Genomic DNA, 23,968 nt, shown 5'->3' with positions numbered 1-23,968 from the left:
ACCGCGCGCGTCAGTCTTCGTTTTGTTCTTCTTCCTGCGCGCCGGGCGATGCGTCGTCCGGCGTCGCGTCGTGCGCGGCTTCCGGCGCCATTTCCCCGCGTAAGCGTTCCATCTCTTCCGCAATCGCCCGCGCGAGCTTCGCGCACGTGAGCGGTGCCGATCCTTCCGCCTTGTTGTTCGTCGTGATCAGCACGGGCTGGCCCGCCATCGCGTAGCGTGCGGCGAGTTCCGCGAGCGTAACGCGCGTGTGCGGGTCTTCGTCCACCAGCTTGTCGAACGGCTCGTAGCGCGCCTTCGCCTGTTCGTACTTGAAGCCGCTATGCAGGCTCCAGCGCACGATCAGCGGGCCGGCCGGCGCTTCGCCGTCCATCAGCGCGAGCGCGGCGGCCTGGCGCAGCGGGTCCGGCATGCGGGCGTGCAGGCCCACGCAGTAGCGCACGCCCGCGGCGCGCAGCGTGCGCACGAAGCGCGGCGTGAGCAGGATCGCGTCGCGAATCTCGACGGCGTAGCAGGGACCGTCGCCGGCTGCGCAGGGATCGGGTGGTTTGGGCAGGGGCGGCAGCGCGGCGAGGAAGGCGGTCAGCCGTTCGACGAACACCGCCGGGTCGGCCAGCAGCTGATCGGGCAGCGGCGGGAACTGGAACACGAGCGCGCCTGCCTTGTTGCCAAGCCCTGCGAGGCACGGCTCGACGAATTCGCGCGCAGCCATCTCCGCATTGAGAAAGCACGGGTTCGCCGAGACAGGCTCGCCACGTTCGCCGCGCACACTGGCGTCGGTGACGAGCGCCGGCGCCTTGGCGATGAAGCGGAAGTGGTCCGGCACCTGCTGTGCGTAGCGCAGGTAATCGGTGACGGTGAGCGGCGCGTAAAACGAGCGGTCGATGCTGACCGAGCGCAGCAGCGGATGCGCGCCGTAGGCCGAGAGGCCGTCGCGGGCGAGCTTGGACTGGCTGTAGTCCTCGCCGTAGACAATGCCGCGCCAGCCGGGAAACGACCACGACGAGGTGCCGAGCCGCACGCTCGCAGGCAGCGCGGCGGCGACGTCGAGCGTGTCTTGCGTGGCCACGGCGGGCAGCACGCCGCGGCCGCGGCGCTTGGGGGCGTCGCTGCTGGGCGCAGGCTTCTTCGGTGATTTAGGGCGCGGCTCGCCTTCATCGCGCGCTTCGACTGCGGCGTCATCGTCGCGCGTGGCGCGGGCGGGGCGCTGGCTCGCGGATTTCGCGGCGGGCTTTGGCGCAGGCACCGGCGCCGAAAAGCCGAACAAGTCGGGTTGCGGCTCGGCGCGGGCTTCGGCTTTCGGCGTGTTGTGGCGTGCGACCGGGCGCGCAGCCGGGCGTGCGGCGTCGAGTCCGGGTTCGTTGGCCGACCCAATCTTCATGTCGCCAAACAGGTCGTGGCCGTCGTCGCGATCGTTCATGCAGTGGCGTCTTGATGGCGGTCGTTGGGCGAAGCCGCCTGAGTCGGGCGCAACTGCGGGGACAGTCGATGCGCCGGCGGCGCGGCGAACCGCGCCGCCGCCCGCGTCAGAGCGGCTTCTCGTACATATACCGGCGCGACCACGGCAGCGTTGTCGCGCTGCGGCCGGCCTTGCGGCAGACGATCTGGAAGATCGACACGTCGTCGTGCTCGAACGCGTACGCGCAACCCGCCAGATAAACGCGCCAGATGCGGAACTTCTCGTCGTCGACGAGCTGTTTCGCTTCCTCGGCGCGCGCCTCGAAATTCTCCGCCCACAAATCGAGCGTGTGCGCATAGTGACGGCGCAAGCTCTCCACGTCAACCGCTTCGAGGCCGCCGCGCTGCGCCGCTTCGAGCGCGAGGCCGATGTGCGGCAGCTCGCCGTCGGGGAACACGTAGCGGTCGATGAACTCGCCGCCGCCGAGCGCCGTTTCGCCCGAGTCGGCGTCCGACGAAGTAATGCCGTGATTCATGGCGACGCCGTCGTCGGCGAGCAGGTCGTGGACCTTGCGGAAATAGCCCGGCAGATTCTTGCGCCCGACGTGCTCGAACATCCCCACGCTCGTGATGCGGTCGAACTGGCCCTGCACATCGCGATAGTCCTGCAGCCGGATCTCGATGCGCTTTTCCAGACCCGCGGCCTTCACGCGCGCGGTGGCGAGATCGAACTGGTTCTGCGAGAGCGTCACGCCCACGCAGCGCGCGCCGAACTTCTGCGCCGCGCGCAGCACGAGCGCGCCCCATCCGCAGCCGATATCGAGCAGCGTCTGGCCTTCCTGCACCTGGATCTTGGTGAGGATGTGGTCGATTTTCTTGAGCTGGGCGGTCGCGAGGTCTTCATCGCCGTTCTCGAAGTAGGCGCACGAATAGACCATGTTCTCGTCGAGCCAGAGCTTGTAGAACTCGTTCGAGACGTCGTAGTGGTACTGGATCGCCTGTTTGTCCGTGGACTTCGAATGCGTGAAATAGCGGCGCACGCGCGCGAGCTTGCCGGCGCTCGTGACGGTGTTGCGTGCGAGCGAGTAGCTGATGTTGATGATGTCGGCGAGCTTGCCTTCGATGTCGATCTTGCCCTTCACGTAGGCCTCGCCGAGATTGTCGAGGCTCGGCGTGAGCAGGAGCGGCAGAGCAGAAGCGCTATTGACCTTGAGCGTGACCCGAGGCGCGGTGAAGTGGCCGAAGTCGTATTGCTGCCCGCTCCAGAGCACGAGGCGGGCGGGCAGGTTGGCCTTGCTGCGCACTTCTTCTGCCCACTGTGCGAGTTTTTTCTCCCAGAACATGCGTTTCTCTCCCTGTCAGATGAACGATTGAAGCCCAATGACAAAAGCGAATTGCGATGCTTGATGTATGTCGGCAGCGAGGAACTGAATGACGCGAAGCTAAAGCGGTGAGACGAAAACAAGGTGGGCGCGGCGCGAGTGCAGCACGCCGCGCAAATGAGATCAGGGGGCGAGGCGCTCGATCGTCCACGGAGCACTCGCGCGCTCACGCGTGTAGCGGATACGGTCGTGCAGCCGCGACGGCCGGCCCTGCCAGAACTCGATCGCTTCCGGCACGAGCCGGTAGCCGCCCCAATGCGGCGGGCGCGGCGGCGCGTCGCCGTACTGCGCGACGATTTCGCGCTCGCGTGCTTCGAGCGTCTCGCGGTTCGCGATCACCGTGCTCTGCTCCGAGGCCCACGCGCCAATGCGCGAGCCGAGCGGGCGCGAGTTGAAGTAGGCGTCGCTTTCCTCCACGCTCGTGAGTTCGACCGTGCCCTCGATGCGCACCTGGCGCTCCAGCTCGATCCAGTGAAAGAGCAGCGCCGCATGCGGATTCGCGCTCAGTTCGCGGCCCTTGCGGCTCTCGTAGTTCGTGAAGAACACGAAGCCGCGCTCGTCCACGCCCTTGATGAGCAGGATGCGGGCGGCCGGGCGGCCTTGCGCGTCGACAGTGGCGACCGTCATGGCGTTGGGCTCGGGCAGCTTCGCGTCGAGCGCCTGGGCGAACCAGGTCTGGAACTGGCGGATCGGATCGGGCTCGACGTCGGCGGCGTCGAGCGAGCCGAGCGAGTAAGTCTTGCGGAGATCGGCGAGGGATGTCATTTTTTATGCAAACGCTTCAAAGCGGAGGAGTCTATCGAACAGGTGGGCAAGCAAGGGGCACTCGGCCTCGTTTGGCGCGATCAGGCAAAATACGGGTCTTGCAAGGACCGCGACAGCAGCGTGTGACCGGTCCGAGGTCCGCTTACGTTTGCCTACCGTCATGTCCAGTACCCCGATTTCCCCTGCCGCCGGCTCCGTCGATCTTACCGCGAGCCCTGCCGACGATGTTGCCGACCGCGCCCGCCGATTCGGCGGAATCGCGCGGCTTTATGGCGCACCCGCGCTCGACGCGTTCGAGCGCGCCCACGTTGCCGTGATCGGCATTGGCGGCGTGGGCTCATGGGCCGCCGAAGCGCTCGCGCGCAGCGCGATCGGCAAGCTCACGCTGATCGACCTCGACAACGTGGCCGAGAGCAACACCAACCGCCAGATCCACGCGCTCGACGGCAACTACGGCAAGCCGAAGGTTGAGGCCATGGCCGAGCGCATCAAGCTCATCGACCCGGCCTGCGACGCGCGTCTCGTCGAGGATTTCGTCGAGCCGTCGAACTTCGCCGAGCTGCTGGGCGGCGGCTTCGACTACGTGATCGACGCCATCGACAGCGTGCGCACCAAGACCGCACTGATCGCCTGGTGCGTCGAACACCGCGTGCCGCTCATCACGGTGGGCGGCGCGGGCGGGCAGCTCGACCCCACGCGGATTCGCATCGACGATCTCGCGCTCACGATCCAGGACCCGCTGCTGTCCAAGGTGCGCGGCCAGTTGCGCAAGCAGCACGGCTTTCCGCGCGGTCCGAAGGCGAAGTTCAAGGTGAGCGCCGTGTATTCGGACGAACCGCTCATCTATCCCGAAGCCGCCGTGTGCGATATCGACGCCGAGGCCGAGCACGTGACCACGTCGCCGGGGCATCACGGTCCGGTGGGGCTGAACTGCGCGGGCTTCGGTTCGAGCGTGTGCGTGACGGCGAGCTTTGGCTTTGCAGCGGCTTCGTACGTGCTCCGAACGTTGGCGCATCAGGCCAACGGGCGTTGAATCCGGGCCGCCCGAACGCAAGAAAGCGTGCCTCGTGAGGCACGCTTTTTTTGTAGCCCTGGAAAGCGAACGAGCCGCGAGTGGGCCGCCTTATTCGACGGCTTCCGCCTCGTGCAGGCGCGGCAGCAGACGATCGAACTCGCGGCGTACGAGACCATAGCACTCGCAGGCGCGCGCTTCGAGGCGCTCACGGTCCAGCACGCGGATCTTGCCGCGGCTGTGATGGATCAGGCCTTCGTCGTGCAGCTTGCCGGCCGCTTCGGTGATGCCTTCGCGGCGCACGCCGAGCATGTCGGCGATCAGTTGTTGCGTGACGCTCAGATCGTACGAGTCGACGCGATCCACTTCGATCAGCAGCCACCGGCACAGCTGCTTGCTGAGCGAGTGGTGACGGTTGCACGCGGCCGTCTGCGCGACTTGCGTGAGGAGTGCATGCATGTAAAGCAGCGTGACGCGGCGCAGGAGGTCTGAGCGCGCGAACTGCTGCTTGAGCGCCTGTGCGCTAATACGGTAAGCGAAGCCAGAGCTTTGCACCTGCACGCGGTTCGGCATGGTTTCGCCTCCCGTCAGCACCGGCACACCGGTCATGCCTTCGCGGCCCACGGCTGCAATTTCGACGGAGCTGCCATCCTCCATTGTCGAGAGCATCGAGATGACTGCCGTCGTCGGAAAGTACACGTGATGAATACGCTGGCCACAATCGCAGAGCAGTTGTTCAGTGCGCAGCTGAACAAGTTCGAGGTGGGGCGCGAGCGCCTGCCACTCGTGCGACGGAAGTGCGCCCAGCAGATGATTGCCGTGCAGATCAGATTGAAGGGTCAACATGATTGGTCCTCGCGTGAAGCGGCGTGCCGCCCCCTGTTTTTTCTGACTCCGGTCTCCGAACTTGTTGTTATCGCCGTTACCCGTACGGCTATACGTTCGTTGCGCCGGCCCCATGAGCCCCATAGCGCTTTCCGATCTCGATTGTCGGCATCTACGCCTCGGTGGCGAACTCTACTTAGCAGGGGTTGTGCCAGCAGCGGCAAAAGTGAGAACGCTTGCGGGTTCGCGCGGTGCGAGCAATTTCCAGGACGACCAATTGCCGCATTATTGTTTCAGTTCTGTACAGCATCCGTGCGGCGCCACTTGCCAATCAACAGAAGTTTATTGTCGCTAACTCATTGATTTATTTTGATATTGTCGTTCTGTATGCGGCTGGACGGAAATGAGTCCTCCTTGAAACATCGTTGAGCCAAGGCCTGGAGGGCGTTGTGCACCGGCCTCTGAAGCGAAGCGGTTTTGATTCAACTCTGTTGGTGCTGCACTGACACTCTCGCAAAAACGTTCGGATGTGAAACATCACGTCGCGCAGCCATCTTTGTGCTTCGTGCGCTGCCGCACATAACGACGGCTGCGCCTGCGTCTCGCCGAAAAATTTCGTGATGGCCCCGGCGATCAATGTGGCTGCGCGTACAGATTCGCGCGGCGTGTCTTGTTCAAATGTCACCCGTACGCGAATACATACGAGACCAGGCGCATTGCTACGGGGGAGTGATCCAGATGAACAATGACGTGACATCTGCGGGCCTGATGGCCGCCGCCAACGAAGGCGAAGCCGAGCTAGTCGTTCAGCCCGTGGTGCTGGCGGGCGGTTCCGGCACGCGGCTATGGCCGCTTTCGCGCGAATACTGTCCCAAGCAGCTGATCGATCTGCTCGATGGCGAGTCGCTGCTAGAGGCGACCGTGCGGCGCCTCGACGGCGTGTTTCTGCGCAGCGCCGTCTCACTGCCTGAATCGCACACTGCGGTTCGCAAGGCTGCGCCGTTCGTCGTGAGCAGCGAGGACCTGCGCCATCTGACCGCTGATCGTCTCGGACGCAGTGGCATGGCAGCACGCTTCGTGCTGGAGCCGCTCGCACGCAACACGGCGCCCGCACTGACGGCGGTGGCCCTTGCCGCGAGCCGCGACGGCGATCCCGTGCTCGTTGCAATGCCCGCAGACCATCTGATCGCCGATGGCGCCGCGTTCGCTGCCGCGCTCGAAGAAGCCGTGACGCATGCGGCGCGTGGCGCCATCGTCACGCTCGGCGTGCCGCCGCAACGTGCCGAAACGGGCTATGGCTACATCGGCGCGGGATTGCCGCTTGGCAGCAGCGGGGCGCGCAGCATCGAGCATTTTGTCGAGAAGCCCGATGCGCAGCGCGCGGCGAGCTATGTGGCCTCGGGCAACTATCTATGGAACAGTGGGATTTTCGTTGTGCGCGCATCGGTCTGGCTCGCGGCGATCGCGCATAGCCGGCCGCTCATTGCGGCGCAGTGCTCGGCGGCATTTGAAAGCGCCGCCGTCGACGCCGACGGCACCGTCCACTTGAACCGCGACGCGCTCGCCGCCTGTCCATCCGATTCGATCGATTACGCGGTGATGGAGTCGGTCGGCGTGAATGCGCGGCTCGCGGGCGTGGTCGTGCCGCTTCGCTCCGGCTGGTCGGACGTCGGGGCGTGGGATGCCCTGTGGCAGGTCTCGGAGAAGGATGAGAATGGTAACGTCGCGCGCGGGCGCGTGCTATTCGAGGATGCGACGGATACCTTCGTGCATTCGGACGGCCGGCTCGTTGCCTGCGTGGGCGTGCGAGGCATGGTGGTGGTCGAAACGGCGGACGCCGTGCTCGTTGTCGCGAAAGAGCGCGTTCAGGACGTCAAGTCAGTGGTCGCGAAGCTCAAGGCGCAGCATAGCGAGGTGGCGCGCCAGCACCGGCGCGTGGAGCGCCCGTGGGGCTGGTACGACTCGGTCGATCAGGGCGAGCGCTTCCAGGTCAAGCGCATTGTCGTGAAGCCGGGTGGTCGGCTCTCGCTGCAGATGCATCACCACCGCGCCGAGCACTGGACCGTGGTGCGCGGTACGGCCCGCGTCACACGCGGCGACGAGGTGCTCCTGCTCTCAGAGAACGAATCGACCTATATTCCGCTCGGCATGACCCACCGGCTCGAGAACCCCGGCAAGACGGCGCTCGAGATCATCGAGGTGCAGTCGGGCTGCTATCTCGGAGAGGACGACATCGTGCGCTTCGATGACCAGTACGGTCGTGTTCAGGCATAGCTGACTGAACGTCGTGCGAGGACGCACGGGGCGTCCTCGCCCTGCGCGAGATCAGTTCAGCGTTGCGCTCAACTTGCGCCGCCACTCGCTTACGAGCTGCGGCTGATGCGCCGCGAGATCGAACACGGAAAGCATGGTCTTGCGGCCCGCGTCGTCGCGGAACGCGCGGTCGCGCTTCACGATCTCCAGCAGATGCTCGAGCGCGCCCGCATACTTGCGCCGGGCAATCAGCGCATTCGCCAGATCGAAGCGCGCTTCGAGGTCGGCGGGGTTGGCGGCCACCTGGGCTTCGAGCGCGTCGGTGGGCGGCAGGTCGGCGGCGGCGTCGAGCGCGTCGAGGCGAGTCTTGAGCGCGTTGAAGCGCGCGTCGATACCCTGCGTGGTCTTGGGCGAAAGCAGCTCGACTTCCTTTTGCGCTTCGTCGGCGCGGTTGTCGGCGAGCAGCATCTCGATCAGGTCCATGCGCACTTCGTCGTTGCCCGGATCGAACGCGAGCGCGGCCTGCAGCGCTTCATAGGCTTCGTCGCGGCGGCCTTCGGCCAGTGCTTCCTGCGCGGCGCGGCGCGCGGCGTCGGCGCCGTCGGGGATCAGGCCGTCGAGGAACTGGCGCAGCTGGCCTTCGGGCAGCACGCCAACGAACTGATCCACCGCCTGGCGGTCGGCGAATGCCACGACGTGCGGAATGCTGCGCACGCCGAAATGCGCGGCAAGCTCCTGGTTTTCGTCGACGTTCACCTTCACGAGCTTCCATTTGCCCGCGTAGTCGGCCTCGAGCTTTTCGAGCATCGGGCCGAGGCTCTTGCAAGGGCCGCACCAGGGCGCCCAGAAGTCGACCAGCACCGGCGCGAGCGCCGACGCTTCGATCACGTCTTTTTCGAAAGTGGCGAGAGTGGTGTCCATTGCATCCTCGTTGAGAAATCCGTTATGCCGCTAGTTGGGGACGAAACGTGCAGGTTTCAATCGTCCTCTGTACGCGGCGAGCCGTGTTGAGCCCCAGCGGGAGCCTTAGCGGAGCCTCAGCGCGGCTTCTTTTCCGGCAGCGGAATCCATTCCGTTTCGCCGGGAACATGCCCCATTTCCTGGCGCGTCCATGCTTCTTTCGCGGCTTCGATCTTCTCGCGCGAGCTTGCGACGAAGTTCCATTCGATGAAGCGCTCGCCTTCGAGCTTTTCCCCGCCGAGCAGCATCACGCGGGCGCCATTCGTGCTCGAGAGCGTGACGGTTTCGCCCGGCACCAGCACGGCCATGCTGTGCTGTTCGAGCGGCGTGCCGTCGATCGCGAGATCGCCTTCCACGAGATAGACGCCGCGCTCTTCGTGCTCCGCGTCGAGCGCGATTGCGCTGCCCGGCGCGAAATCTGCGGCGACGTAAAGCGTGCCGGAGAAGGTCTCGACCGGCGCGGTCGCGCCGAACGCCGTGCCGGCGATCACGCGCATCGTCACGCCATTGCGCTCGATTTCGGGCAGTGTGGCGGCGGCGTGATGGAAGAACGACGGCTCGGTGTCTTCGTGATCGAGCGGCAGCGCCACCCAGGTCTGGATGCCGTGCATGGTGAGGCCGGTGGCGCGGTCCTCGTCGGGCGTGCGCTCGGAGTGGACGATGCCGCGTCCGGCCGTCATCCAGTTCACGTCGCCTGGCACGATCTTCTGGCTCGAACCGATGCTGTCGCGATGCATGAGCGCGCCGTCGAACAGGTAGGTGACCGTGGCGAGCCCGATATGCGGATGCGGGCGCACATCGACGCCCGAGCCCGGAGCGAGCGTGGCGGGGCCCATGTGGTCGAAGAAGATGAACGGGCCGACGAGGCGTGCGGCGAGCGCGGGCAGCACGCGCCGCACATAGAGATTGCCGATGTCGCGTTGATGAGGCTTGAGAACCGCTTTGATCGATGAGGACATGATGCTTCCTGGATGAGTCGTACGGTGCCCGTGTTGGGCCAGCTAGTGGGCGAAATCGGCGCGCGGGACAGGCCGCGCGCGAGGCTGGCGCTCATTCTAACGCCGGTGTTCCCGGCGTGCGGCTAACGCATGGGCGTGGCGCTGGCGGCACGGCGCGAGGGGGCGCGAGGCGGTAAGATCGCCGCTTCGAAGAAAAGGTATGACGCAAAACAGGAGAAAGGGGATGTCGCCGAAGGACTTGTTGCTCGCGCTGGTGGTGGTGCTCGCGTGGGGCGTGAATTTCGTCGTGATCAAGGTGGGGCTGCACGGCGTGCCGCCGCTCCTGCTCGGCGCGCTGCGCTTCATGCTGGCGGCTTTTCCCGCCGTGCTGTTCGTGAAGCGCCCGCAAATGCCGCTGCGCTGGCTGCTGGCCTACGGCGCGACCATCTCGCTCGGTCAGTTCGCGTTCCTTTTCACCGCCATGTACGTGGGCATGCCCGCGGGCCTCGCTTCGGTCGTGCTGCAGGCGCAGGCGTTCTTCACGCTCGGCTTTGCGGCGGTGTTTCTGCATGAGCGCTTTCACGCGCAGAACGTGGTCGGCTTGTTGATCGCCGCGGGTGGCCTGGCGCTGATCGGCGTGCAGTCGATGGCGGGCGGGGCACAAGGCATGACGATCGCCGGTTTCGTGCTCACGCTGTGCGCGGCCTGCATGTGGGCGCTCGGCAATATCGTCACGAAGAAGGTGGGCAAGGTGGATCTCGTCGGCCTCGTGGTGTGGGCGAGCCTCGTGCCGCCGCTGCCGTTTCTCGCGCTCTCGTACTGGATGGAAGGTCCGCAGCGCATCGTGGCCGCGCTCTCGGGCATCGGCATGACTTCGGTGGGCGCGATCGTCTATCTCGCGTTCGTCGCGACGCTCATCGGCTATAGCCTCTGGAGCCGCTTGCTCTCGAAGTATCCCGCAAGCCAGGTGGCGCCGTTTTCGCTGCTCGTGCCGATCGTCGGGCTCGCCTCGGCGTCGCTGCTGCTCGGCGAGCAGTTGAGCGCGGCTGAGATCGGCGGCGCCGTGCTCGTGATGGGGGGGCTCGCTGTGAACGTGTTCGGAGGCTGGGTCAAGCAGCGCATCGGGGCCGCGCGCTCGTAGTCTTCCCGCTGCAAATTTCCCGCTGCAAATGAAAGCGCCGCGCGAGCCCGAAGGCGTGCGCGGCGCTTGCCTGGATGCACAGGAGGCCCGGCTTGCGGGCCTGAGCCTCAGGTCATACGGCTTTTCGCAAGGGGCGGATTGGCCGCGAAATAGCGCTTGATGCCCTTGAGAATCGCGTTCGCCATCTTGTCGCGATAGGCGTCGTCGTTGAGCCTCGACTCTTCTTCGGGATTGCTGATGAAGGCCGTCTCCACGAGGATCGACGGAATGTCGGGCGCCTTGAGCACCGCGAAGCCCGCCTGCTCGACCGAGCCCTTGTGCAGCTTGTTGATCTCGCCGACCTCGTCGAGCACGAAGCCGCCGTAACGCAGCGAGTCGCGGATCTGCGCCGTCGTCGACATGTCGAAGAGCGCGCGGTTCACGGCGGCGTCGGCTGTTTGCACGCTGATGCCGCCGATCTGGTCCGACGAGTTCTCCTTGTTCGCCATCCAGCGCGCCGCGGCGCTCGTCGCGCCGTGCTCCGAGAGCGCGAACACCGATGAGCCGCGCGCCGCGGGCGTCGTGAACGCGTCGGCATGAATCGAGACGAAAAGGTCCGCACCCACGCGGCGCGCCTTCTGCACGCGCACGTTCAGCGGCACGAAGAAGTCGGCGTCGCGCGTCATCATCGCGCGCATGTTGGGCTGGGCGTCGATCTTCGCGCGCAGCTTCTTCGCGATGTCGAGCGCCACGTGCTTTTCGTAGGTGCCCGCGCTGCCAATCGCGCCGGGGTCTTCGCCGCCGTGGCCCGGATCGATCGCGACGGTCAACAGGCGCGTGGTGCCGCCCTTGGCGGACTTCGGCGCGGTGAAGCCGTAGTTGTCGTCGGCGCTGGCGCTGTCGTCGTTGTTGTTGCGCTGGGCGACGACGGGCGGCTTCGGCACGGCAGGCTTACCCGCACGCGGTACAACGGTGGCAGGCGGGACCGGCGGCGCGGGACGCGGCGCGCCCGGCGAGGCGCCCGAGTCGCTCTGCGCGTAGCGCTCGAAAAACGCGTCGCTGTTGTCGTGCGCGGGCGGTGCGCTGATTCCTGCATTGGGACCCGCGAGCGTGGAGGGCGGCGCGCTGTCCTTCATCGCCTGGTGCGCGTCGAGCTGTTGCTGCTTGCGCTCGGTCTGGGCCAGCAGGTCCATCAGCGGGTCGGGCGCGACCGCCGGATAGAGGTCGAACACGAGCCGGTACTTGTACGAGCCCACCGGCTGCAGCGCGAACACCTGCGGCTTGACCGACCCCTTGAGGTCGAACACCATGCGCACGACGTGCGGCTGGTACTGGCCCACGCGCACGGCCTGGATCTGCGGATCGTTCGGCGTGATCTTGGAGACGAGGTTCTTGAGCGCGTCGTCGAGATCGAGCCCGGTGAGGTCGACGACGAGACGATCGGGGCCTTGCAGCAGTTGCTGTGTGTTCTGCAGCGGCTGGTCCGATTCGATCGTGACGCGCGTGTAGTCGCGCGCGGGCCACACACGCACGCCAACGACCGAAGTCGCCCACGCAAGACGCGGCACGGCAAGGCCGAGCACGAGCGTGGAGGCGCCCGCCTTCAGAATCTGCCGGCGACGCCAGTTGTGCGTGGCGGTGGCGGCCGATTCGATCGAGCGGAACGGTTTGATTAACATCTTTCTAGACATGCCTTTCCTGATGCGCTGTATGCGTACGCGGTGAGCACGCGGCCTTCGCCGCTTGCATCGGGCTCGAGCGAAAACACGAGATCGGGTACGCCAAGCAGGCCGCCCGCGCGTTGCGGCCATTCGACGAGACACACCGCACCTTGCGCGAAATATTCGCGAAAGCCCGAGTCGGCCCATTCGGCCGGATCGCTGAAACGGTACAGATCGAAGTGATAGAGCTGGAGTTCCCCATTCGGCGTGGCGACCGCGTACGGTTCGACGAGCGTGTAGGTGGGGCTGCGCACACGGCCCGTGTGGCCGAGCGCGCGCAGCGTGGCGCGCACGAGCGAGGTCTTGCCCGCGCCGAGGTCGCCGTGCAGCTGCACGTGCAGGCCATGAAAGGGCGGTGCGTTGTGATCTTGCGCGCCGTTTTGTGCGGCGCTTCGTGCAGTATTTGCGCGCAACGAATCGAGCGCATGCGCAAAGCGTGCGCCGAAGGCGTCGGTGGCGTCGGCATCGGCGAGATCGAAACGGCGCTCGAGGAGAACGTCGGCGGAGGGATCAAGCGAAAACGGCGAGTGGTCGTGACCGGGCGTGTCGGGCATTCTCGTAAAATGACGTAATGAACCCCACGCATTCCCCTTCCAACTCCGCGCAGGATGCGCGCGCGTCTTCGGAGGCGCTCGACCCAACGTCCGCTCAGGCGTGTGCTCAGGCACAGGCGGCGCGAGATTTGTCTGCGCCGGCCGGCGAGCCGGCCACGCTGCTCGATGAGGCGGCGCTCGCCGCGCTCGCGGCGCGCATCCGGACGTGGGGGCGCGAGCTGGGGTTCGGTGCGATCGGTATCAGTGACACCGACCTTTCCCATGCCGAGGCGGGCCTCGCCGCGTGGCTCGAAGCAGGCTGCCACGGCGAGATGGATTATATGGCCAAACATGGGATGAAACGCGCGCGGCCAGCCGACCTTGTGGCCGGCACGCGACGCGTGATCACCGCACGCATGGCCTATTTGCCCCTCGATACGCTCGCGCCGAATGCGGCGGGAAAGACGCGCGAAAGTGCTTCGCAAGGCAGCTCGCATCGCAGCGAGGACGCTGGCGCCCAAGTTGGCACGAACGTTGCCCACGAGAGCATTCACGCCGACTGGCGACTGCGCGAGCACGCGCGGCTCGCCGACCCGCATGCCGCCGTCGTGTCGATCTACGCACGCGGGCGCGACTATCACAAGGTGTTGCGCGCGCGGCTGCAGCAGCTTGCCGAACGCATCGAGGCCGAGATCGGCCCGTTCGGTTTTCGCGTGTTTACCGACTCCGCGCCCGTGCTCGAAGTCGAACTCGCGCAGAAGGCCGGCGTGGGCTGGCGCGGCAAGCACACGCTGCTCCTGCAGCGCGACGCGGGCTCGCTCTTCTTTCTCGGCGAGATCTACGTGGACGTGCCGCTGCCCACCGACGCAGACGACCCGGCCAGCGCCGCACCGGAAACGCCGGGCGCGCATTGCGGCAGTTGCACGCGCTGCATCGACGCGTGCCCCACGGGTGCGATCACCGGGCCGTATCGCGTGGACGCGCGCCGTTGCATCTCCTATCTGACGATCGAATTGAAGGGCAGCATTCCCCTGGAACTGCGCGAGCTGATCGGCAATCGTGTGTATGGCTGCGACGACTGCCAGCTCGTGTGCCCGTGGAACAAGTTCGCGCAGGCCGCGCCCGTCGCCGATTTCGACGTGCGTCATGGGCTCGATCGCGCGAGTCTCGTCGACCTGTTCGCCTGGAGCGCGGCGCAGTTCGACGAGCGCATGCAGGGCAGTGCGATACGGCGCATCGGTTATGAAAGCTGGTCGCGCAATCTCGCGGTGGCGATGGGCAATGCGCTGCGCGCGCCGCAGCATGAAGGCGCGGATAGCGAGCGCGACGCCGCGCGCGCCGCGATCGTGAAGGCGCTGCGCGAGCGCGAGCATGACGAGTCGGCAATCGTGCGCGAGCATGTGCTTTGGGCGCTGGAGGCAGCGTGATGGGAGCGGAAACGGCAGAGGCTGACATGGACATGACACTGAACGACGGCGCACTGGAAATCGCGCGCCCATCGCGGCACCATGGCGTGCAACGTTCGCGCACGGCTTTGCATGGGATCGGCGCAAGCGCTGAAGCGCTAACTCCGAATCGACAGGAGACGACGATGTTCAACGCAGTGATCGACGCGCCATTCGGCAAGGTCGGCATCCGAACCGTCGGGCCGGCGCTGCGCGAGATCGTCTATCTGCCGGGTCACACGGCGAGCGTCGAGCCCGATTGCGAACTCGCCGCGCGCGCGGCCGAACAGATCGCGCAGTATTTCGAAAACGCCGACGCCGGCTTCGACCTGCCGCTCGCCCCGCTTGGCACCGAATTCCAGCGGCGTGTGTGGGATGGCATCTGCGCAATCGAGGCGGGTGAAGTCCTCACCTACGGCGAACTCGCGAAGCGTATTGGCGGCCTCAGCCCGCGCGCCGTGGGTCAGGCGTGCGGCGACAATCCGTTTCCGCTCGTGATTCCGTGTCATCGCGTGGTGTCGGCGAGCGGTCTCGGCGGTTTCGCGCATCACGGCGGCGAAGGGTTCTTTCGCGACGTGAAGCGCTGGCTGCTCGCTCACGAATGCACGTCGAACCGATTTCAACTGCGCTGACACGATGACGATGACGACGAATCCGCCGCCGCTTGCCGTAAGCGATGCCGCCGACGAAGCGGAACACGCGCTCGACCCCGCCGCGGCCGAAGCGCTTGCCACGAGCCTCACCGCCATCGACACGTTTTGCGACGCCATGTGGCTCGAACACGGCCTCTCGCGCAACACGCTCGACGCCTACCGGCGCGATTTGCGCCTCTTTGCGCAGTGGCTCGCGCGCGAGCGCTCCAACGCGCTCGACACGACCCACGAAGACGATTTGCTCGCCTATAGCGCGCGCCGCAAGGACGACAAATCGACTTCGGCGAACCGGCGCCTTTCGGTGTTTCGCCGCTACTACGGCTGGGCGCTGCGCGAGCAGCGCGTGCACTCGGACCCGACCGTGCGCATCCGCTCGGCGAAGCAGGCGCCGCGCTTTCCGTCCACGTTGAGCGAGGCGCAGGTCGAGGCGCTGCTCGGCGCCCCCGATGTCGAGACGCCGCTTGGCCTGCGCGATCGCACGATGCTCGAGTTGATGTACGCGAGCGGCCTGCGCGTGACCGAACTCGTCACGCTCAAGACCGTCGAGGTGGGCATGAACGAAGGCGTGGTGCGCGTGCTCGGCAAGGGCTCCAAGGAGCGGCTCATTCCGTTCGGCGAAGAGGCGCACGCGTGGATCGAGCGCTACCTGCGCGAGGCGCGGCCGGCGTTGCTCGGCGCGCGCACGACCGACGCGCTCTTCGTGACCGCGCGCGCCGAAGGCATGACGCGCCAGCAGTTCTGGCACATCATCAAGCGCCACGCGGCAGCGGCGGGCGTGCATGCGCCGCTCTCGCCGCACACGATGCGCCACGCGTTCGCCACGCACCTGCTCAATCACGGCGCGGACTTGCGGGTTGTGCAGCTTCTGCTCGGCCACAGCGACATTTCCACGACACAGATCTATACGCACGTCGCGCGCGAACGGTTGCGCCTGTTGCACGCGAAGCATCATCCGCGCGGGTGATCCTCGCAAACCTGGCGGTGCGGCCCTTGCGAGTCCACCGATTACAATGCGCCGATGAGCAAAACGAAACATGTATCCGAAACGCCCGCCACGCAGATGCTGCGCCGCGCGGGCGTCGCGTTCGGCGAGCATCCCTACGAGTATGTTGAGCATGGCGGCACGGAAGAGTCCGCGCGCCAGCTCGGCGTGGACGAGCATCGCGTCGTCAAGACGCTCGTGATGGAGGACGAGCACGCGAAGCCGCTCATCGTCCTCATGCACGGCGATCGCAAGGTGTCGACGAAGAATCTCGCGCGGCAGATCGGCGCGAAGCGTATCGAGCCGTGCAAGCCCGAAGTCGCGAACCGTCATTCGGGCTATCTGGTGGGCGGCACCTCGCCCTTCGGCACGAAGAAAGCCATGCCCGTGTACGTCGAATCGACCATACTCGAACTCGACGAGATCTGGCTCAACGGCGGCCGGCGCGGTTATCTCGTGAGCCTCGCTCCCACGGTGCTCACGACGCTCCTGAACGCGAAGCCGGTGCAGTGCGCAAGCGTCGACTAACGCGCGGCGTTCGCTCACCGTCCTCCCGCCTGTTCCCGTTGCTTCCCTGATTTACCCTGGTTTGTGCGCGGTTGTGCCGTCGGCGCGGGCAGGGCGTGCCCGCGCTTCGGTAGAATGAGCGCCGTCGCGCGTTGCCGGGCGGTGACGATCATCACTTCGGCCCGGCGCGCATCGTTCCACTTCCTCCGGGTTTCGTGCATGTACAACCTGTTCGTCGCCGTTCTTGCCTATCTGATCGGCTCGGTTTCGTTTGCCGTGATCGTGAGCGCCTTCATGGGCCTCGACGATCCCCGCTCCTACGGCTCCGGCAATCCCGGCGCGACCAACGTGCTGCGCAGCGGCAACAAGCAGGCCGCGATCCTCACGCTGATCGGCGACGCGTTCAAGGGCTGGCTGGCCGTCTGGCTCGTCGCGCGCTTCGGCCCGGGCTACGGTCTCGGCGACACAGCCGTCGCGCTCGCCGCGATCGCCGTGTTCCTCGGCCACCTGTACCCGGTGTTCTTCCGCTTCAAGGGCGGCAAGGGCGTCGCCACCGCGGCCGGCGTGTTGCTCGCCGTGAATCCGATCCTCGGCTTAGCCACGCTCGCCACCTGGCTCATCGTCGCGTTCTTCACGCGCTATTCGTCGCTCGCGGCGTTGGCGGCCGCCGTGTTCGCGCCGCTTTACTACGTGTTCATGTTCGGCCCGCGCATTGTCGCGCTCGCCATCCTCGCCATGAGCGTGCTGCTGTTCTGGCGGCATCGCGCGAACATCTCCAAGCTTATCGCGGGCAAGGAGAGCCGCATCGGCGAGAAGAAGGCTGCCGGCGCCGGCAAGTAATGCGTCGCCATCTATTTGTCTGATAATTTCGCTTATCCTCCGCCAACTTCTGACAAATAGGCGATTCAAGGCGCATCTTCCACCGTTGCGCCCTCAAGAATGCCGTGTGGTTTGCCGTAATCCCCGATAGGTCCAGATCAGGTATGACGGCTTTCCTCTTTCTTCCCCACACGGCATTCCCTCCCGATGTTTTCCACTATCCGCGCGCGCATCGTCGCGCTATGCGTTGTTATCGTCGTGACCGCGCTGGCCGCGAATACGGCGCTCAACTATTTCGTCGCTAACTCACACAACCGGGATTCGATCGACAGCACGCTCACGGCGCTCGAAGAGAGCCACGCGCAAGGCGTTGCCGACTGGGTCGCGACGCACGTGCGGATGATTGACTCGCTGCAGGACGCCGTGCTCGCGCCGGACCCCGTGCCGGCGCTCAAGCAGATCGCGGCGGCGGGCGGCTTCACCAATGTCTACGTCGGTTATGCCGACCGCACGGCGAAATTTTCCGACGCGACCGGCATCCCGCCCGACTATGACCCGACCGGGCGCCCCTGGTACAAGCAGGCCGTCGCGGCGGGCAAGGCCGTGGTCACGCCGCCTTACGTGGATGTGGGCACGGGCAAGCTCGTGGTGGCGTTCGCCGAGCCCGTGATCCGCGACGGCGCGGTGAAGGGCGTGATTTCCGGCGACGTGGCAATGGACAGCGTGATCGACAACGTCCGCTCAATTCACCCCACACCGGCGAGCTTCGGCATGCTGGTCGACGCGAGCGGCGCGATCGTTGCGCACCCCGACCCGAAGCTCACGCTCAAGCCCGTCTCGGAACTCGCGCCTGATCTGGCAGGCGATCGCCTGAACGCGTTGTTCACGGCCACCGCGCCGTTGAAGGTGGACGTGAACGGCGACATCAAGCTGATGCGTGCGCAAACGATTCCGGGCACCGACTGGCGCGTGATCGTCGCCTTCGACCGCGCCGATGCGACGGCGGCCATGCGCTCGCTTCTCACGGCCTCGCTCATCGCGCTCGTCGTCGTTGCGCTGGCCGCTGCGGCGATCGTGGCGGCGGCGACAGCCGTGTCGTTCCAGCGCCTCTCGCGCGTGCGCGACGCGATGGACGCGATCAGCGCTGGCGAAGGCGATCTCACGAAGCGCCTGCCCGCCGTGGGCAACGACGAAGTGGCGCAGATCGCGCGTTCGTTCAACGCGTTCATGGACAAGCTGCGCGACGTGATGCGCCACATCCGCGACGCGAGCGAATCGGTGCGCACGGCGAGCGACGAGATCGCGGCGGGCAACGTCGACCTTTCGGGCCGCACCGAGTCGGCGGCGGCGAGCCTCGAAGAGACGGCGGCGTCGATGGAGGAAATCACGGCGACGGTCGCGCAGTCGGCGAACGCGGCGCAACAGGCCGACGTGACGGCGGCCACCGCTTCGCAGGCAGCTTCGCGCGGCGGCTCGGTGATCGGCGACGTGGTGCACACGATGGGCGACATCGAGAAGGCGTCCGTGAAGATCGCTGACATCATCGGCGTGATCGACGGCATTGCGTTTCAGACCAACATTCTCGCGCTGAATGCGGCGGTCGAAGCGGCGCGGGCGGGTGAGGAGGGCCGCGGTTTCGCCGTGGTGGCGGGCGAGGTGCGCAGCCTCGCGCAGCGCAGCGCGCAGGCGGCGCGCGAGATCAAGGGGCTGATCGAATCGACCGTAACCAGCGTGACTTCGGGCTCGCAGCTCGTGCGCCGCGCCGGCTCGACGATGGACGAGATCGTGGCGAATGTCTCGAACGTGACGACGATCATCTCCGAAGTCACCAACGCAACCGGCGAGCAGACGCGCGGCATCCAGGAAGTGAACCGCGCGGTGAGCCAGCTCGACGAGATGGTTCAGCAGAACGCGGCGCTCGTCGAACAGTCGACGGCTGCCGCGGCCGCGCTGCGCAGCCAGGCGGCCAGTCTCGCGGATGCGGTCGGCCAGTTCCGGCTCGACTGAGGCGCGCGAGCGCCAATGGGGTGAGAGAACGGCGCTGCGGCGCCGTTTTCGCATGTTCAGCCCGCCAGTCGCCTGTCTTCGGCCGTTCAGAAACGGCCTATCCCTAACGGATGACTTTTCCCCAAACGCCACGTTGATAAGCTGGGTTCACGCAAACGCCAAAGTTTGTCGTGAGACAAAGGCCGTGCGCGTGCGCCTCAAATCGAGGTTTTGGAAACCCAACGTTAGGTTATTATCCGACCCATGCCCACTGTTCATCGCGTAGCGGGATATCGCGTGGCGATCTTTTCGCATGACCATCGGCCCGCCCATGTTCATGTCGCCAGTCCGCAAGGATCGTGTGTGTTCAAGCTGAATTGCCCTGAAGGTCCGCTCGAATTGCGTGAGCTTTACGAACTCGCGGAGCAGCAGGTTGCGCGCCTCACACGCGCGCTCGAGCCGGAAATCAACATGTTGTGCATGGCGTGGTGGAGGATCCATGGTTTCCATTAGCAAGAAGCAGATTGCCGCGGCGCGCGAGGCTGGCGCGCAGAGTCCGGTTGCTGTATCCGCGCGCTATAGCCGTGTGCGCGCCCGGCTCGAAATCGAGTTCGCCAACGGTGTGGCCATTGGCGTGCCCGTTGCGCTGATCCAGGAGTTGCAAAGCCTCGAGCGTGCGCCAACGGCCGCGCAGCTGGCCGAGGTCGAAATTTGGGGCGGCGGTCAGTCGCTTTACTTTCCGCGGCTCGATCTTTTGCTGTGGGCGCCCGGCCTGCTGCAAGGCGTGTTTGGCACGCAGGAATGGATGCGCGAACTCGCGCGCGCAATGGGTTCGTCCACGTCGCCGGCCAAGGCCGCCGCAGCGCGCGCGAACGGGCGCAAGGGTGGCCGCCCGCGCAAGCAGCCAGGCGATCAGGCGAAGGATGAACCGGACGATGAAACGGCTGATCCGGTAGAGGCTCAGGCAAGCGCTACGGCGACGTGACGCGCCTTCATCGCTGCGGTGCCGTTTTCTTACCTTGACATGCAACCACGGGGTTGCATAATCAATGCATGAACGACGACGCCGTATTCCGCGCGCTGGCGGACGCGAGCCGCCGTCAACTGCTCGATCGCCTCCACGCGAAAAACGGGCAGACGCTGACCGATTTATGCCAGGGGCTGGCCATGTCGCGCCAGGCGGTCACGAAGCATCTCGCGGTGCTGGAGGAGGCGAATCTCGTCGCGACGCAGCGCCATGGACGCGAGAAGCGGCATTTCATCAATCCGGTGCCCATCGGCGAGATTGCGGCGCGGTGGATCGGCAAGTTCGAGCGCGAGCGCGTAGGCGCGCTCGTCGGCCTCAAACGCTCACTCGAAGGAGACAGTCATGAGTAGCGAAAAGCACGCGCAAGCTGGCGCCGCTGGCGACTCGACGTTCGTCTACGTCACGTTCATCCGCACCACGCCGCAAGCGTTATGGGCGGCGCTCACGAGCCGCGAGTTCACCGAGCGCTACTGGTTCGGCATGCATCACGAATGCGACTGGCAAACGGGCTCGCCGTGGTCGTTGCGCTTTGCCGACGGCCGTATCGCCGACTCGGGCACGGTGGTCGAGGCCGATCCGCCGCGCCGGCTCGTGCTGCGCTGGCGCAACATGTTCCTCTCCGAACTGCATGCCGAGGGCGATTCGCACTGCACGATCGACATCGAGCCCGTCGAGCACGCGGTCAAGCTCACGATTACGCACAGCATGGCGCGGCCAGGATCGATCTTCATCGAGAAGGTGTCGGGTGGCTGGCCGCGCATTCTCTCGAATCTCAAGACGCTGCTGGAAACCGGCGAGGTGCTCATGCCGCTCGTGGTGACGGCGGACTGAGCGCGGGAAAAGACGGAGGGGCGAAACGAAAACGGGGCGGCCGAAGCCGCCCCGCAATGCAATGGACTTGCCGCTTTAATGCGCTCTAATCCGCCTTAATCGCGGAAGTTGTTGAAGTCGAGCGGCGTGTCGGTCACGTCCTTGCGCAGCATGGCGATCACGCTTTGCAGGTCGTCGCGCTTGGCGCCCGTCACGCGCACGGCGTCACCCTGAATGCTGGCCTGGACCTTGATCTTGCTGTCCTTCACGAGCCTCACGATCTTCTTCGCGAGGTCGCCCGACACACCCTTCTTCACGGTGATGACCTGCTTGACCTTGTCGCCGCCGATCTTCTCGATCTTGCCGTAGTCGAGGAAGCGGACGTCCACATTGCGCTTGGCCATTTTTGAGACCAGCACGTCCTTCACCTGGCCGAGCTTGAAGTCGTCGTCGGCGAACGCGGTCAGCTCGCGCTCTTTTTGCTCGACGCGCGAATCCGAGCCCTTGAAGTCGAAGCGCGTGGAGATCTCCTTGTTGGATTGCTCCACGGCGTTCTTTACTTCGATCATGTTGGCTTCGCTGACGACGTCAAACGATGGCATTGCTTTCTCCAAAAAGTACGAGGTGCGCAAACGGCTAGGCAAACGCTATGCAAACTACGCGCCCGCGACCCGCAGCCGCATTTTCAGGCAGCGGTTCGCGCACTCGCTATAATCACGGACCGACGCCATTCTACCGGCGCCATTGCGTTTGCCCAAGGCGGCTTGCCGCCGCCAGTTGGCGAGATCCGCGGTCATGCGCGGTGCAAGGGTGTCCGCCGGCGGCCTTTCCGGCCTTTTTCCGTCTGCTGTCCGTAATCCGCTCTCCCCCATGCCTGTCGTCCAAACGCCCGTCGCTACGTCTCCAGTGTGGTTCGCCGCCGGCTTTGCGCTGCGCGCGCACAACACGTTCGGCTTTGACGTGCGCGCGCGCTACGCGTGCCGGATCGAAAGCGAGGCCGATCTCGCCGCCGCCGTGCGCGATCCGCGCGCGCAGGGCTTGCGCACGCTCGTGCTGGGCGGCGGCAGCAACGTCGTACTCACGCGCGACTTCGACGGCCTCGTGCTGCTCATGGCGCTGGCCGGCAAGCGCGTAGCCCACGAAGACCGCCAAGCCTGGTATGTGGAAGCGGCCGCGGGCGAGAACTGGCACGATTTTGTGTCGTGGACGCTCGAGGCGGGCATGCCGGGCCTCGAGAACCTGGCACTGATTCCAGGCACCGTGGGCGCGGCGCCCATCCAGAACATCGGCGCTTACGGGCTCGAGATGGCCGAGCGCTGCGTCTCGGTGCGGGCCATCGAGATGGCGACGGGACAAGCCGTGGAGTTCGATGCGGCTGCCTGCCGTTTCGGCTATCGCGACAGCTTTTTCAAGCGAGAAGGGCGCGAGCGCTTCGTCATTACCTCGGTCACGTTCCGCTTGCCGAAGATGTGGCAGCCCAACGCGGGCTATGCCGATCTCGCGCGCGAACTGGCACAGCACCACGCCGGCGAGACGCCGCATGCGCGCGCCGTGTTCGACGCCGTGGTCGCGGTGCGGCGCGCGAAGCTGCCTGACCCGCTCGAACTCGGCAATGCAGGTAGTTTCTTCAAGAACCCGGTGATCGAAGCGCAGCAGTTCGATATGCTCGTCGTGCGCGAACCGCAGATCGTTTCGTATCAGCAGGCCGACGGGCGCGTGAAGCTCGCGGCGGGCTGGATGATCGACCGGTGCGGCTGGAAGGGCCGTGCGCTGCGCTCCGCGGCCGTGCACGAGCGCCAGGCGCTCGTCCTCGTCAATCGGGGCGGCGCGACCGGCGCGGACATTCTCGAACTCGCAGAGGCGATCCAGCGCGACGTGCTCGCGCGCTTCGGCGTGGAGCTGGAGCAGGAACCCATCAGCCTGTAAGGCCTCAGGCGCCGCTTCGCCGCGCCTGCCTCACCCTCAAACCACCTTGTCCTGGGCCGCGAACACCGGCCCTTGCACGAAGCGCACGTCGTACTGCTGCAACTGTTCGAACTGCGCCGCATCGGTCACGCGGTTGAAAATGAGCGGGATGCGCAGCCTCGCCGCATAGCTCACGAGCGGCTTGACCATCGAATCGCGCAGCGCGGACGATGCATCCATCTTCACGAAATCGGGCCGCGGCACGTCCGACACAGAAAGAATCTGCCCCGCATTGGGCAGATTGCCAGCCACCTTGAACCCGTACCGCTGATAGCTCTTCGTGAGATAGCCGAGGAACGTGCGGTGCGCCACCGCCGCCGCCGGCAGTTCGATCACGATACGCCCGGGATTGAGCCCGAACGACACCAGCACGTTCGAGAAGTGCCGCCCATGGTCGTACTTCACGCTCTTCAGGAGCCGCTCGTGCACGCGCAGAAAGAGCAGCCCGTGCTGCTGGCCACCCAGAAAATTGATGGCGTGCAGCGCGCGCACCATGCGGTCGACCGCGACGAGGTCGGGATCGTCGAGCGTGTCGCTGAATGCGTCGCAGGGCGCGAGCAGGCCGTTCTGCTCGCGCAGCGTGACCGCCTGATAGCCGAGTTCGTCGCCAAAGCGCGAGGCCATCGCGAGATCCGCGGTCAGCGACTGCGCCCCGCTGTGCACGCTGATGTCGTAAATCGGCTCATAGGCGCTCAATAGCTCCACGCCGCGCCGCCGCGCCACGGCCTCTTTGGCGTGCGCGCCAGTGCCCATCGCCAGGTGCTCGCCGAGAAACGGATGGTCGGCGGCGCGGGCAACGAGCTCGGGAATAGTGGGAGCGATCATGGTGATGTAGCGGGGAGCGGGTGAAAAGCGCGAGCCCGGCACGGG

Annotated in this window: 24 protein-coding genes; 14 read left to right on the top strand and 10 right to left on the bottom strand. The window is 65.8% G+C overall.

Translation table 11 applies throughout. The annotated features are described in order from the left end of the window. Positions 1 to 10 precede the first annotated feature (10 nt). From U5A65_RS27810 to pdxH, 3 genes are all read right to left on the bottom strand, one after another. A complete protein-coding gene (locus tag U5A65_RS27810; protein ID WP_321948549.1) occupies positions 11 to 1,417 on the bottom strand; it encodes a DUF72 domain-containing protein in 1,407 nt (468 codons plus the stop codon). A gap of 106 nt (positions 1,418 to 1,523) precedes the next feature. Further along, positions 1,524 to 2,738, bottom strand: a complete 1,215-nt coding sequence (locus tag U5A65_RS27805; protein ID WP_321913094.1) for a cyclopropane-fatty-acyl-phospholipid synthase family protein — start codon at positions 2,736 to 2,738, stop codon at positions 1,524 to 1,526. A 162-nt stretch (positions 2,739 to 2,900) separates the two neighbouring features. Continuing rightward, positions 2,901 to 3,542, bottom strand: a complete 642-nt coding sequence (pdxH, locus tag U5A65_RS27800) for a pyridoxamine 5'-phosphate oxidase (protein ID WP_321948548.1) — start codon at positions 3,540 to 3,542, stop codon at positions 2,901 to 2,903. Between the two features lie 160 nt (positions 3,543 to 3,702). Here pdxH and tcdA point away from each other — a divergent pair, with 160 nt between their 5' ends. Further along, entirely contained in the window at positions 3,703 to 4,575 is an 873-nt protein-coding gene (tcdA, locus tag U5A65_RS27795) for a tRNA cyclic N6-threonylcarbamoyladenosine(37) synthase TcdA (protein ID WP_321948547.1), read from the top strand. Between the two features lie 90 nt (positions 4,576 to 4,665). Here the strand turns inward: tcdA and U5A65_RS27790 are convergent, their stop codons facing one another. Then, a complete protein-coding gene (locus U5A65_RS27790) occupies positions 4,666 to 5,400 on the bottom strand; it encodes a Crp/Fnr family transcriptional regulator (RefSeq protein ID WP_321913091.1) in 735 nt (244 codons plus the stop codon). 717 nt (positions 5,401 to 6,117) lie between these two features. Here U5A65_RS27790 and U5A65_RS27785 point away from each other — a divergent pair. Further along, the gene (locus U5A65_RS27785) at positions 6,118 to 7,653 is read left to right on the top strand and encodes a mannose-1-phosphate guanylyltransferase/mannose-6-phosphate isomerase (protein ID WP_415765725.1); all 1,536 of its coding nucleotides are present in this window, start codon (positions 6,118 to 6,120) and stop codon (positions 7,651 to 7,653) included. Positions 7,654 to 7,704: 51 nt separating this feature from the next. Here U5A65_RS27785 and trxA read toward each other — a convergent pair whose 3' ends face one another. Continuing rightward, the gene (trxA, locus tag U5A65_RS27780) at positions 7,705 to 8,553 is read right to left on the bottom strand and encodes a thioredoxin (RefSeq protein WP_321934238.1); all 849 of its coding nucleotides are present in this window, start codon (positions 8,551 to 8,553) and stop codon (positions 7,705 to 7,707) included. A gap of 116 nt (positions 8,554 to 8,669) precedes the next feature. Next, complete coding sequence (locus tag U5A65_RS27775; RefSeq protein ID WP_321934237.1) at positions 8,670 to 9,551, bottom strand: pirin family protein; 882 nt, start codon at positions 9,549 to 9,551, stop codon at positions 8,670 to 8,672. A 223-nt stretch (positions 9,552 to 9,774) separates the two neighbouring features. Between U5A65_RS27775 and U5A65_RS27770 the strand changes: the two genes are divergently transcribed. Further along, a complete protein-coding gene (locus tag U5A65_RS27770; RefSeq protein ID WP_321913088.1) occupies positions 9,775 to 10,671 on the top strand; it encodes an EamA family transporter in 897 nt (298 codons plus the stop codon). Positions 10,672 to 10,778: 107 nt separating this feature from the next. On the opposite strand, the gene U5A65_RS27765 is transcribed toward U5A65_RS27770, so the two are convergent. Both U5A65_RS27765 and tsaE read right to left on the bottom strand, forming a co-directional pair. Next, a complete protein-coding gene (locus U5A65_RS27765) occupies positions 10,779 to 12,341 on the bottom strand; it encodes an N-acetylmuramoyl-L-alanine amidase (protein WP_321948546.1) in 1,563 nt (520 codons plus the stop codon). Next, a complete protein-coding gene (tsaE, locus tag U5A65_RS27760) occupies positions 12,323 to 12,925 on the bottom strand; it encodes a tRNA (adenosine(37)-N6)-threonylcarbamoyltransferase complex ATPase subunit type 1 TsaE (protein ID WP_321948545.1) in 603 nt (200 codons plus the stop codon). The genes U5A65_RS27765 and tsaE overlap by 19 nt, the downstream gene beginning before the upstream one ends. Before the next feature lie 128 nt (positions 12,926 to 13,053). On the opposite strand from tsaE, the gene queG reads away from it, so the two are divergent. The 10 genes from queG to U5A65_RS27710 all read left to right on the top strand — a co-directional run bounded on the left by queG (position 13,054) and on the right by U5A65_RS27710 (position 21,154). After that, entirely contained in the window at positions 13,054 to 14,331 is a 1,278-nt protein-coding gene (gene queG / locus U5A65_RS27755; RefSeq protein ID WP_321913085.1) for a tRNA epoxyqueuosine(34) reductase QueG, read from the top strand. 164 nt (positions 14,332 to 14,495) lie between these two features. Beyond that, a complete protein-coding gene (locus tag U5A65_RS27750; protein ID WP_321913084.1) occupies positions 14,496 to 14,981 on the top strand; it encodes a methylated-DNA--[protein]-cysteine S-methyltransferase in 486 nt (161 codons plus the stop codon). 10 nt (positions 14,982 to 14,991) lie between these two features. Further along, the gene (gene xerD / locus U5A65_RS27745) at positions 14,992 to 15,966 is read left to right on the top strand and encodes a site-specific tyrosine recombinase XerD (RefSeq protein WP_321913083.1); all 975 of its coding nucleotides are present in this window, start codon (positions 14,992 to 14,994) and stop codon (positions 15,964 to 15,966) included. 54 nt (positions 15,967 to 16,020) lie between these two features. Next, positions 16,021 to 16,512, top strand: a complete 492-nt coding sequence (ybaK, locus tag U5A65_RS27740; protein WP_321913082.1) for a Cys-tRNA(Pro) deacylase — start codon at positions 16,021 to 16,023, stop codon at positions 16,510 to 16,512. A gap of 198 nt (positions 16,513 to 16,710) precedes the next feature. Continuing rightward, positions 16,711 to 17,331: a glycerol-3-phosphate 1-O-acyltransferase PlsY gene (plsY, locus tag U5A65_RS27735; protein ID WP_321948596.1), complete on the top strand. Its 621-nt coding sequence runs from the start codon at positions 16,711 to 16,713 to the stop codon at positions 17,329 to 17,331. Between the two features lie 186 nt (positions 17,332 to 17,517). Next, positions 17,518 to 19,317 (top strand): methyl-accepting chemotaxis protein, encoded by a 1,800-nt coding sequence (locus U5A65_RS27730; protein WP_321948544.1) that lies wholly within the window; start codon positions 17,518 to 17,520, stop codon positions 19,315 to 19,317. A 243-nt stretch (positions 19,318 to 19,560) separates the two neighbouring features. Continuing rightward, complete coding sequence (locus tag U5A65_RS27725) at positions 19,561 to 19,809, top strand: DUF4160 domain-containing protein (protein ID WP_321913080.1); 249 nt, start codon at positions 19,561 to 19,563, stop codon at positions 19,807 to 19,809. Continuing rightward, entirely contained in the window at positions 19,796 to 20,281 is a 486-nt protein-coding gene (locus tag U5A65_RS27720) for a DUF2442 domain-containing protein (protein ID WP_321948543.1), read from the top strand. The genes U5A65_RS27725 and U5A65_RS27720 overlap by 14 nt, the downstream gene beginning before the upstream one ends. Positions 20,282 to 20,349: 68 nt before the next feature. Beyond that, positions 20,350 to 20,673 (top strand): metalloregulator ArsR/SmtB family transcription factor, encoded by a 324-nt coding sequence (locus U5A65_RS27715; protein WP_321934230.1) that lies wholly within the window; start codon positions 20,350 to 20,352, stop codon positions 20,671 to 20,673. Then, on the top strand, positions 20,666 to 21,154 hold the full coding sequence (locus U5A65_RS27710) for an SRPBCC family protein (protein ID WP_321913077.1): 489 nt from the start codon (positions 20,666 to 20,668) through the stop codon (positions 21,152 to 21,154). Before U5A65_RS27715 ends, U5A65_RS27710 begins: the two co-directional genes overlap by 8 nt. Positions 21,155 to 21,249: 95 nt before the next feature. On the opposite strand, the gene U5A65_RS27705 is transcribed toward U5A65_RS27710, so the two are convergent. After that, entirely contained in the window at positions 21,250 to 21,735 is a 486-nt protein-coding gene (locus U5A65_RS27705) for a YajQ family cyclic di-GMP-binding protein (protein ID WP_028209548.1), read from the bottom strand. Positions 21,736 to 22,003: 268 nt separating this feature from the next. Between U5A65_RS27705 and murB the strand changes: the two genes are divergently transcribed. Further along, positions 22,004 to 23,059, top strand: a complete 1,056-nt coding sequence (gene murB / locus U5A65_RS27700) for a UDP-N-acetylmuramate dehydrogenase (RefSeq protein ID WP_321948542.1) — start codon at positions 22,004 to 22,006, stop codon at positions 23,057 to 23,059. 36 nt (positions 23,060 to 23,095) lie between these two features. On the opposite strand, the gene U5A65_RS27695 is transcribed toward murB, so the two are convergent. After that, positions 23,096 to 23,923: an EAL domain-containing protein gene (locus U5A65_RS27695; RefSeq protein ID WP_321913075.1), complete on the bottom strand. Its 828-nt coding sequence runs from the start codon at positions 23,921 to 23,923 to the stop codon at positions 23,096 to 23,098. Between the last annotated feature and the right edge of the window lie 45 nt (positions 23,924 to 23,968).

The organism is Paraburkholderia sp. J10-1 (assembly GCF_905220165.1).
Classification (GTDB): Bacteria; Pseudomonadota; Gammaproteobacteria; order Burkholderiales; family Burkholderiaceae; genus Paraburkholderia.
The sequence above is the reverse complement of the archived record's forward strand: the minus strand, read 5'-3'. Positions and strand labels throughout refer to the sequence as shown.

Coding starts and splice junctions, on each gene's coding strand:
- plsY (WP_321948596.1), top strand. CDS start 16,711: ATGTACAACCTGTTCGTCGCCGTTCTTGCCTATCTGATCGGCTCGGTT.
- U5A65_RS27730 (WP_321948544.1), top strand. CDS start 17,518: ATGTTTTCCACTATCCGCGCGCGCATCGTCGCGCTATGCGTTGTTATC.
- tcdA (WP_321948547.1), top strand. CDS start 3,703: ATGTCCAGTACCCCGATTTCCCCTGCCGCCGGCTCCGTCGATCTTACC.
- U5A65_RS27715 (WP_321934230.1), top strand. CDS start 20,350: ATGAACGACGACGCCGTATTCCGCGCGCTGGCGGACGCGAGCCGCCGT.
- U5A65_RS27770 (WP_321913088.1), top strand. CDS start 9,775: ATGTCGCCGAAGGACTTGTTGCTCGCGCTGGTGGTGGTGCTCGCGTGG.
- U5A65_RS27695 (WP_321913075.1), bottom strand. CDS start 23,923: ATGATCGCTCCCACTATTCCCGAGCTCGTTGCCCGCGCCGCCGACCAT.
- trxA (WP_321934238.1), bottom strand. CDS start 8,553: ATGGACACCACTCTCGCCACTTTCGAAAAAGACGTGATCGAAGCGTCG.
- U5A65_RS27785 (WP_415765725.1), top strand. CDS start 6,118: ATGAACAATGACGTGACATCTGCGGGCCTGATGGCCGCCGCCAACGAA.
- pdxH (WP_321948548.1), bottom strand. CDS start 3,542: ATGACATCCCTCGCCGATCTCCGCAAGACTTACTCGCTCGGCTCGCTC.
- U5A65_RS27720 (WP_321948543.1), top strand. CDS start 19,796: ATGGTTTCCATTAGCAAGAAGCAGATTGCCGCGGCGCGCGAGGCTGGC.
- U5A65_RS27765 (WP_321948546.1), bottom strand. CDS start 12,341: ATGTCTAGAAAGATGTTAATCAAACCGTTCCGCTCGATCGAATCGGCC.
- tsaE (WP_321948545.1), bottom strand. CDS start 12,925: ATGCCCGACACGCCCGGTCACGACCACTCGCCGTTTTCGCTTGATCCC.
- U5A65_RS27805 (WP_321913094.1), bottom strand. CDS start 2,738: ATGTTCTGGGAGAAAAAACTCGCACAGTGGGCAGAAGAAGTGCGCAGC.
- xerD (WP_321913083.1), top strand. CDS start 14,992: ATGACGACGAATCCGCCGCCGCTTGCCGTAAGCGATGCCGCCGACGAA.
- U5A65_RS27725 (WP_321913080.1), top strand. CDS start 19,561: ATGCCCACTGTTCATCGCGTAGCGGGATATCGCGTGGCGATCTTTTCG.
- U5A65_RS27710 (WP_321913077.1), top strand. CDS start 20,666: ATGAGTAGCGAAAAGCACGCGCAAGCTGGCGCCGCTGGCGACTCGACG.
- murB (WP_321948542.1), top strand. CDS start 22,004: ATGCCTGTCGTCCAAACGCCCGTCGCTACGTCTCCAGTGTGGTTCGCC.
- U5A65_RS27705 (WP_028209548.1), bottom strand. CDS start 21,735: ATGCCATCGTTTGACGTCGTCAGCGAAGCCAACATGATCGAAGTAAAG.
- ybaK (WP_321913082.1), top strand. CDS start 16,021: ATGAGCAAAACGAAACATGTATCCGAAACGCCCGCCACGCAGATGCTG.
- U5A65_RS27750 (WP_321913084.1), top strand. CDS start 14,496: ATGTTCAACGCAGTGATCGACGCGCCATTCGGCAAGGTCGGCATCCGA.
- U5A65_RS27810 (WP_321948549.1), bottom strand. CDS start 1,417: ATGAACGATCGCGACGACGGCCACGACCTGTTTGGCGACATGAAGATT.
- U5A65_RS27790 (WP_321913091.1), bottom strand. CDS start 5,400: ATGTTGACCCTTCAATCTGATCTGCACGGCAATCATCTGCTGGGCGCA.
- U5A65_RS27775 (WP_321934237.1), bottom strand. CDS start 9,551: ATGTCCTCATCGATCAAAGCGGTTCTCAAGCCTCATCAACGCGACATC.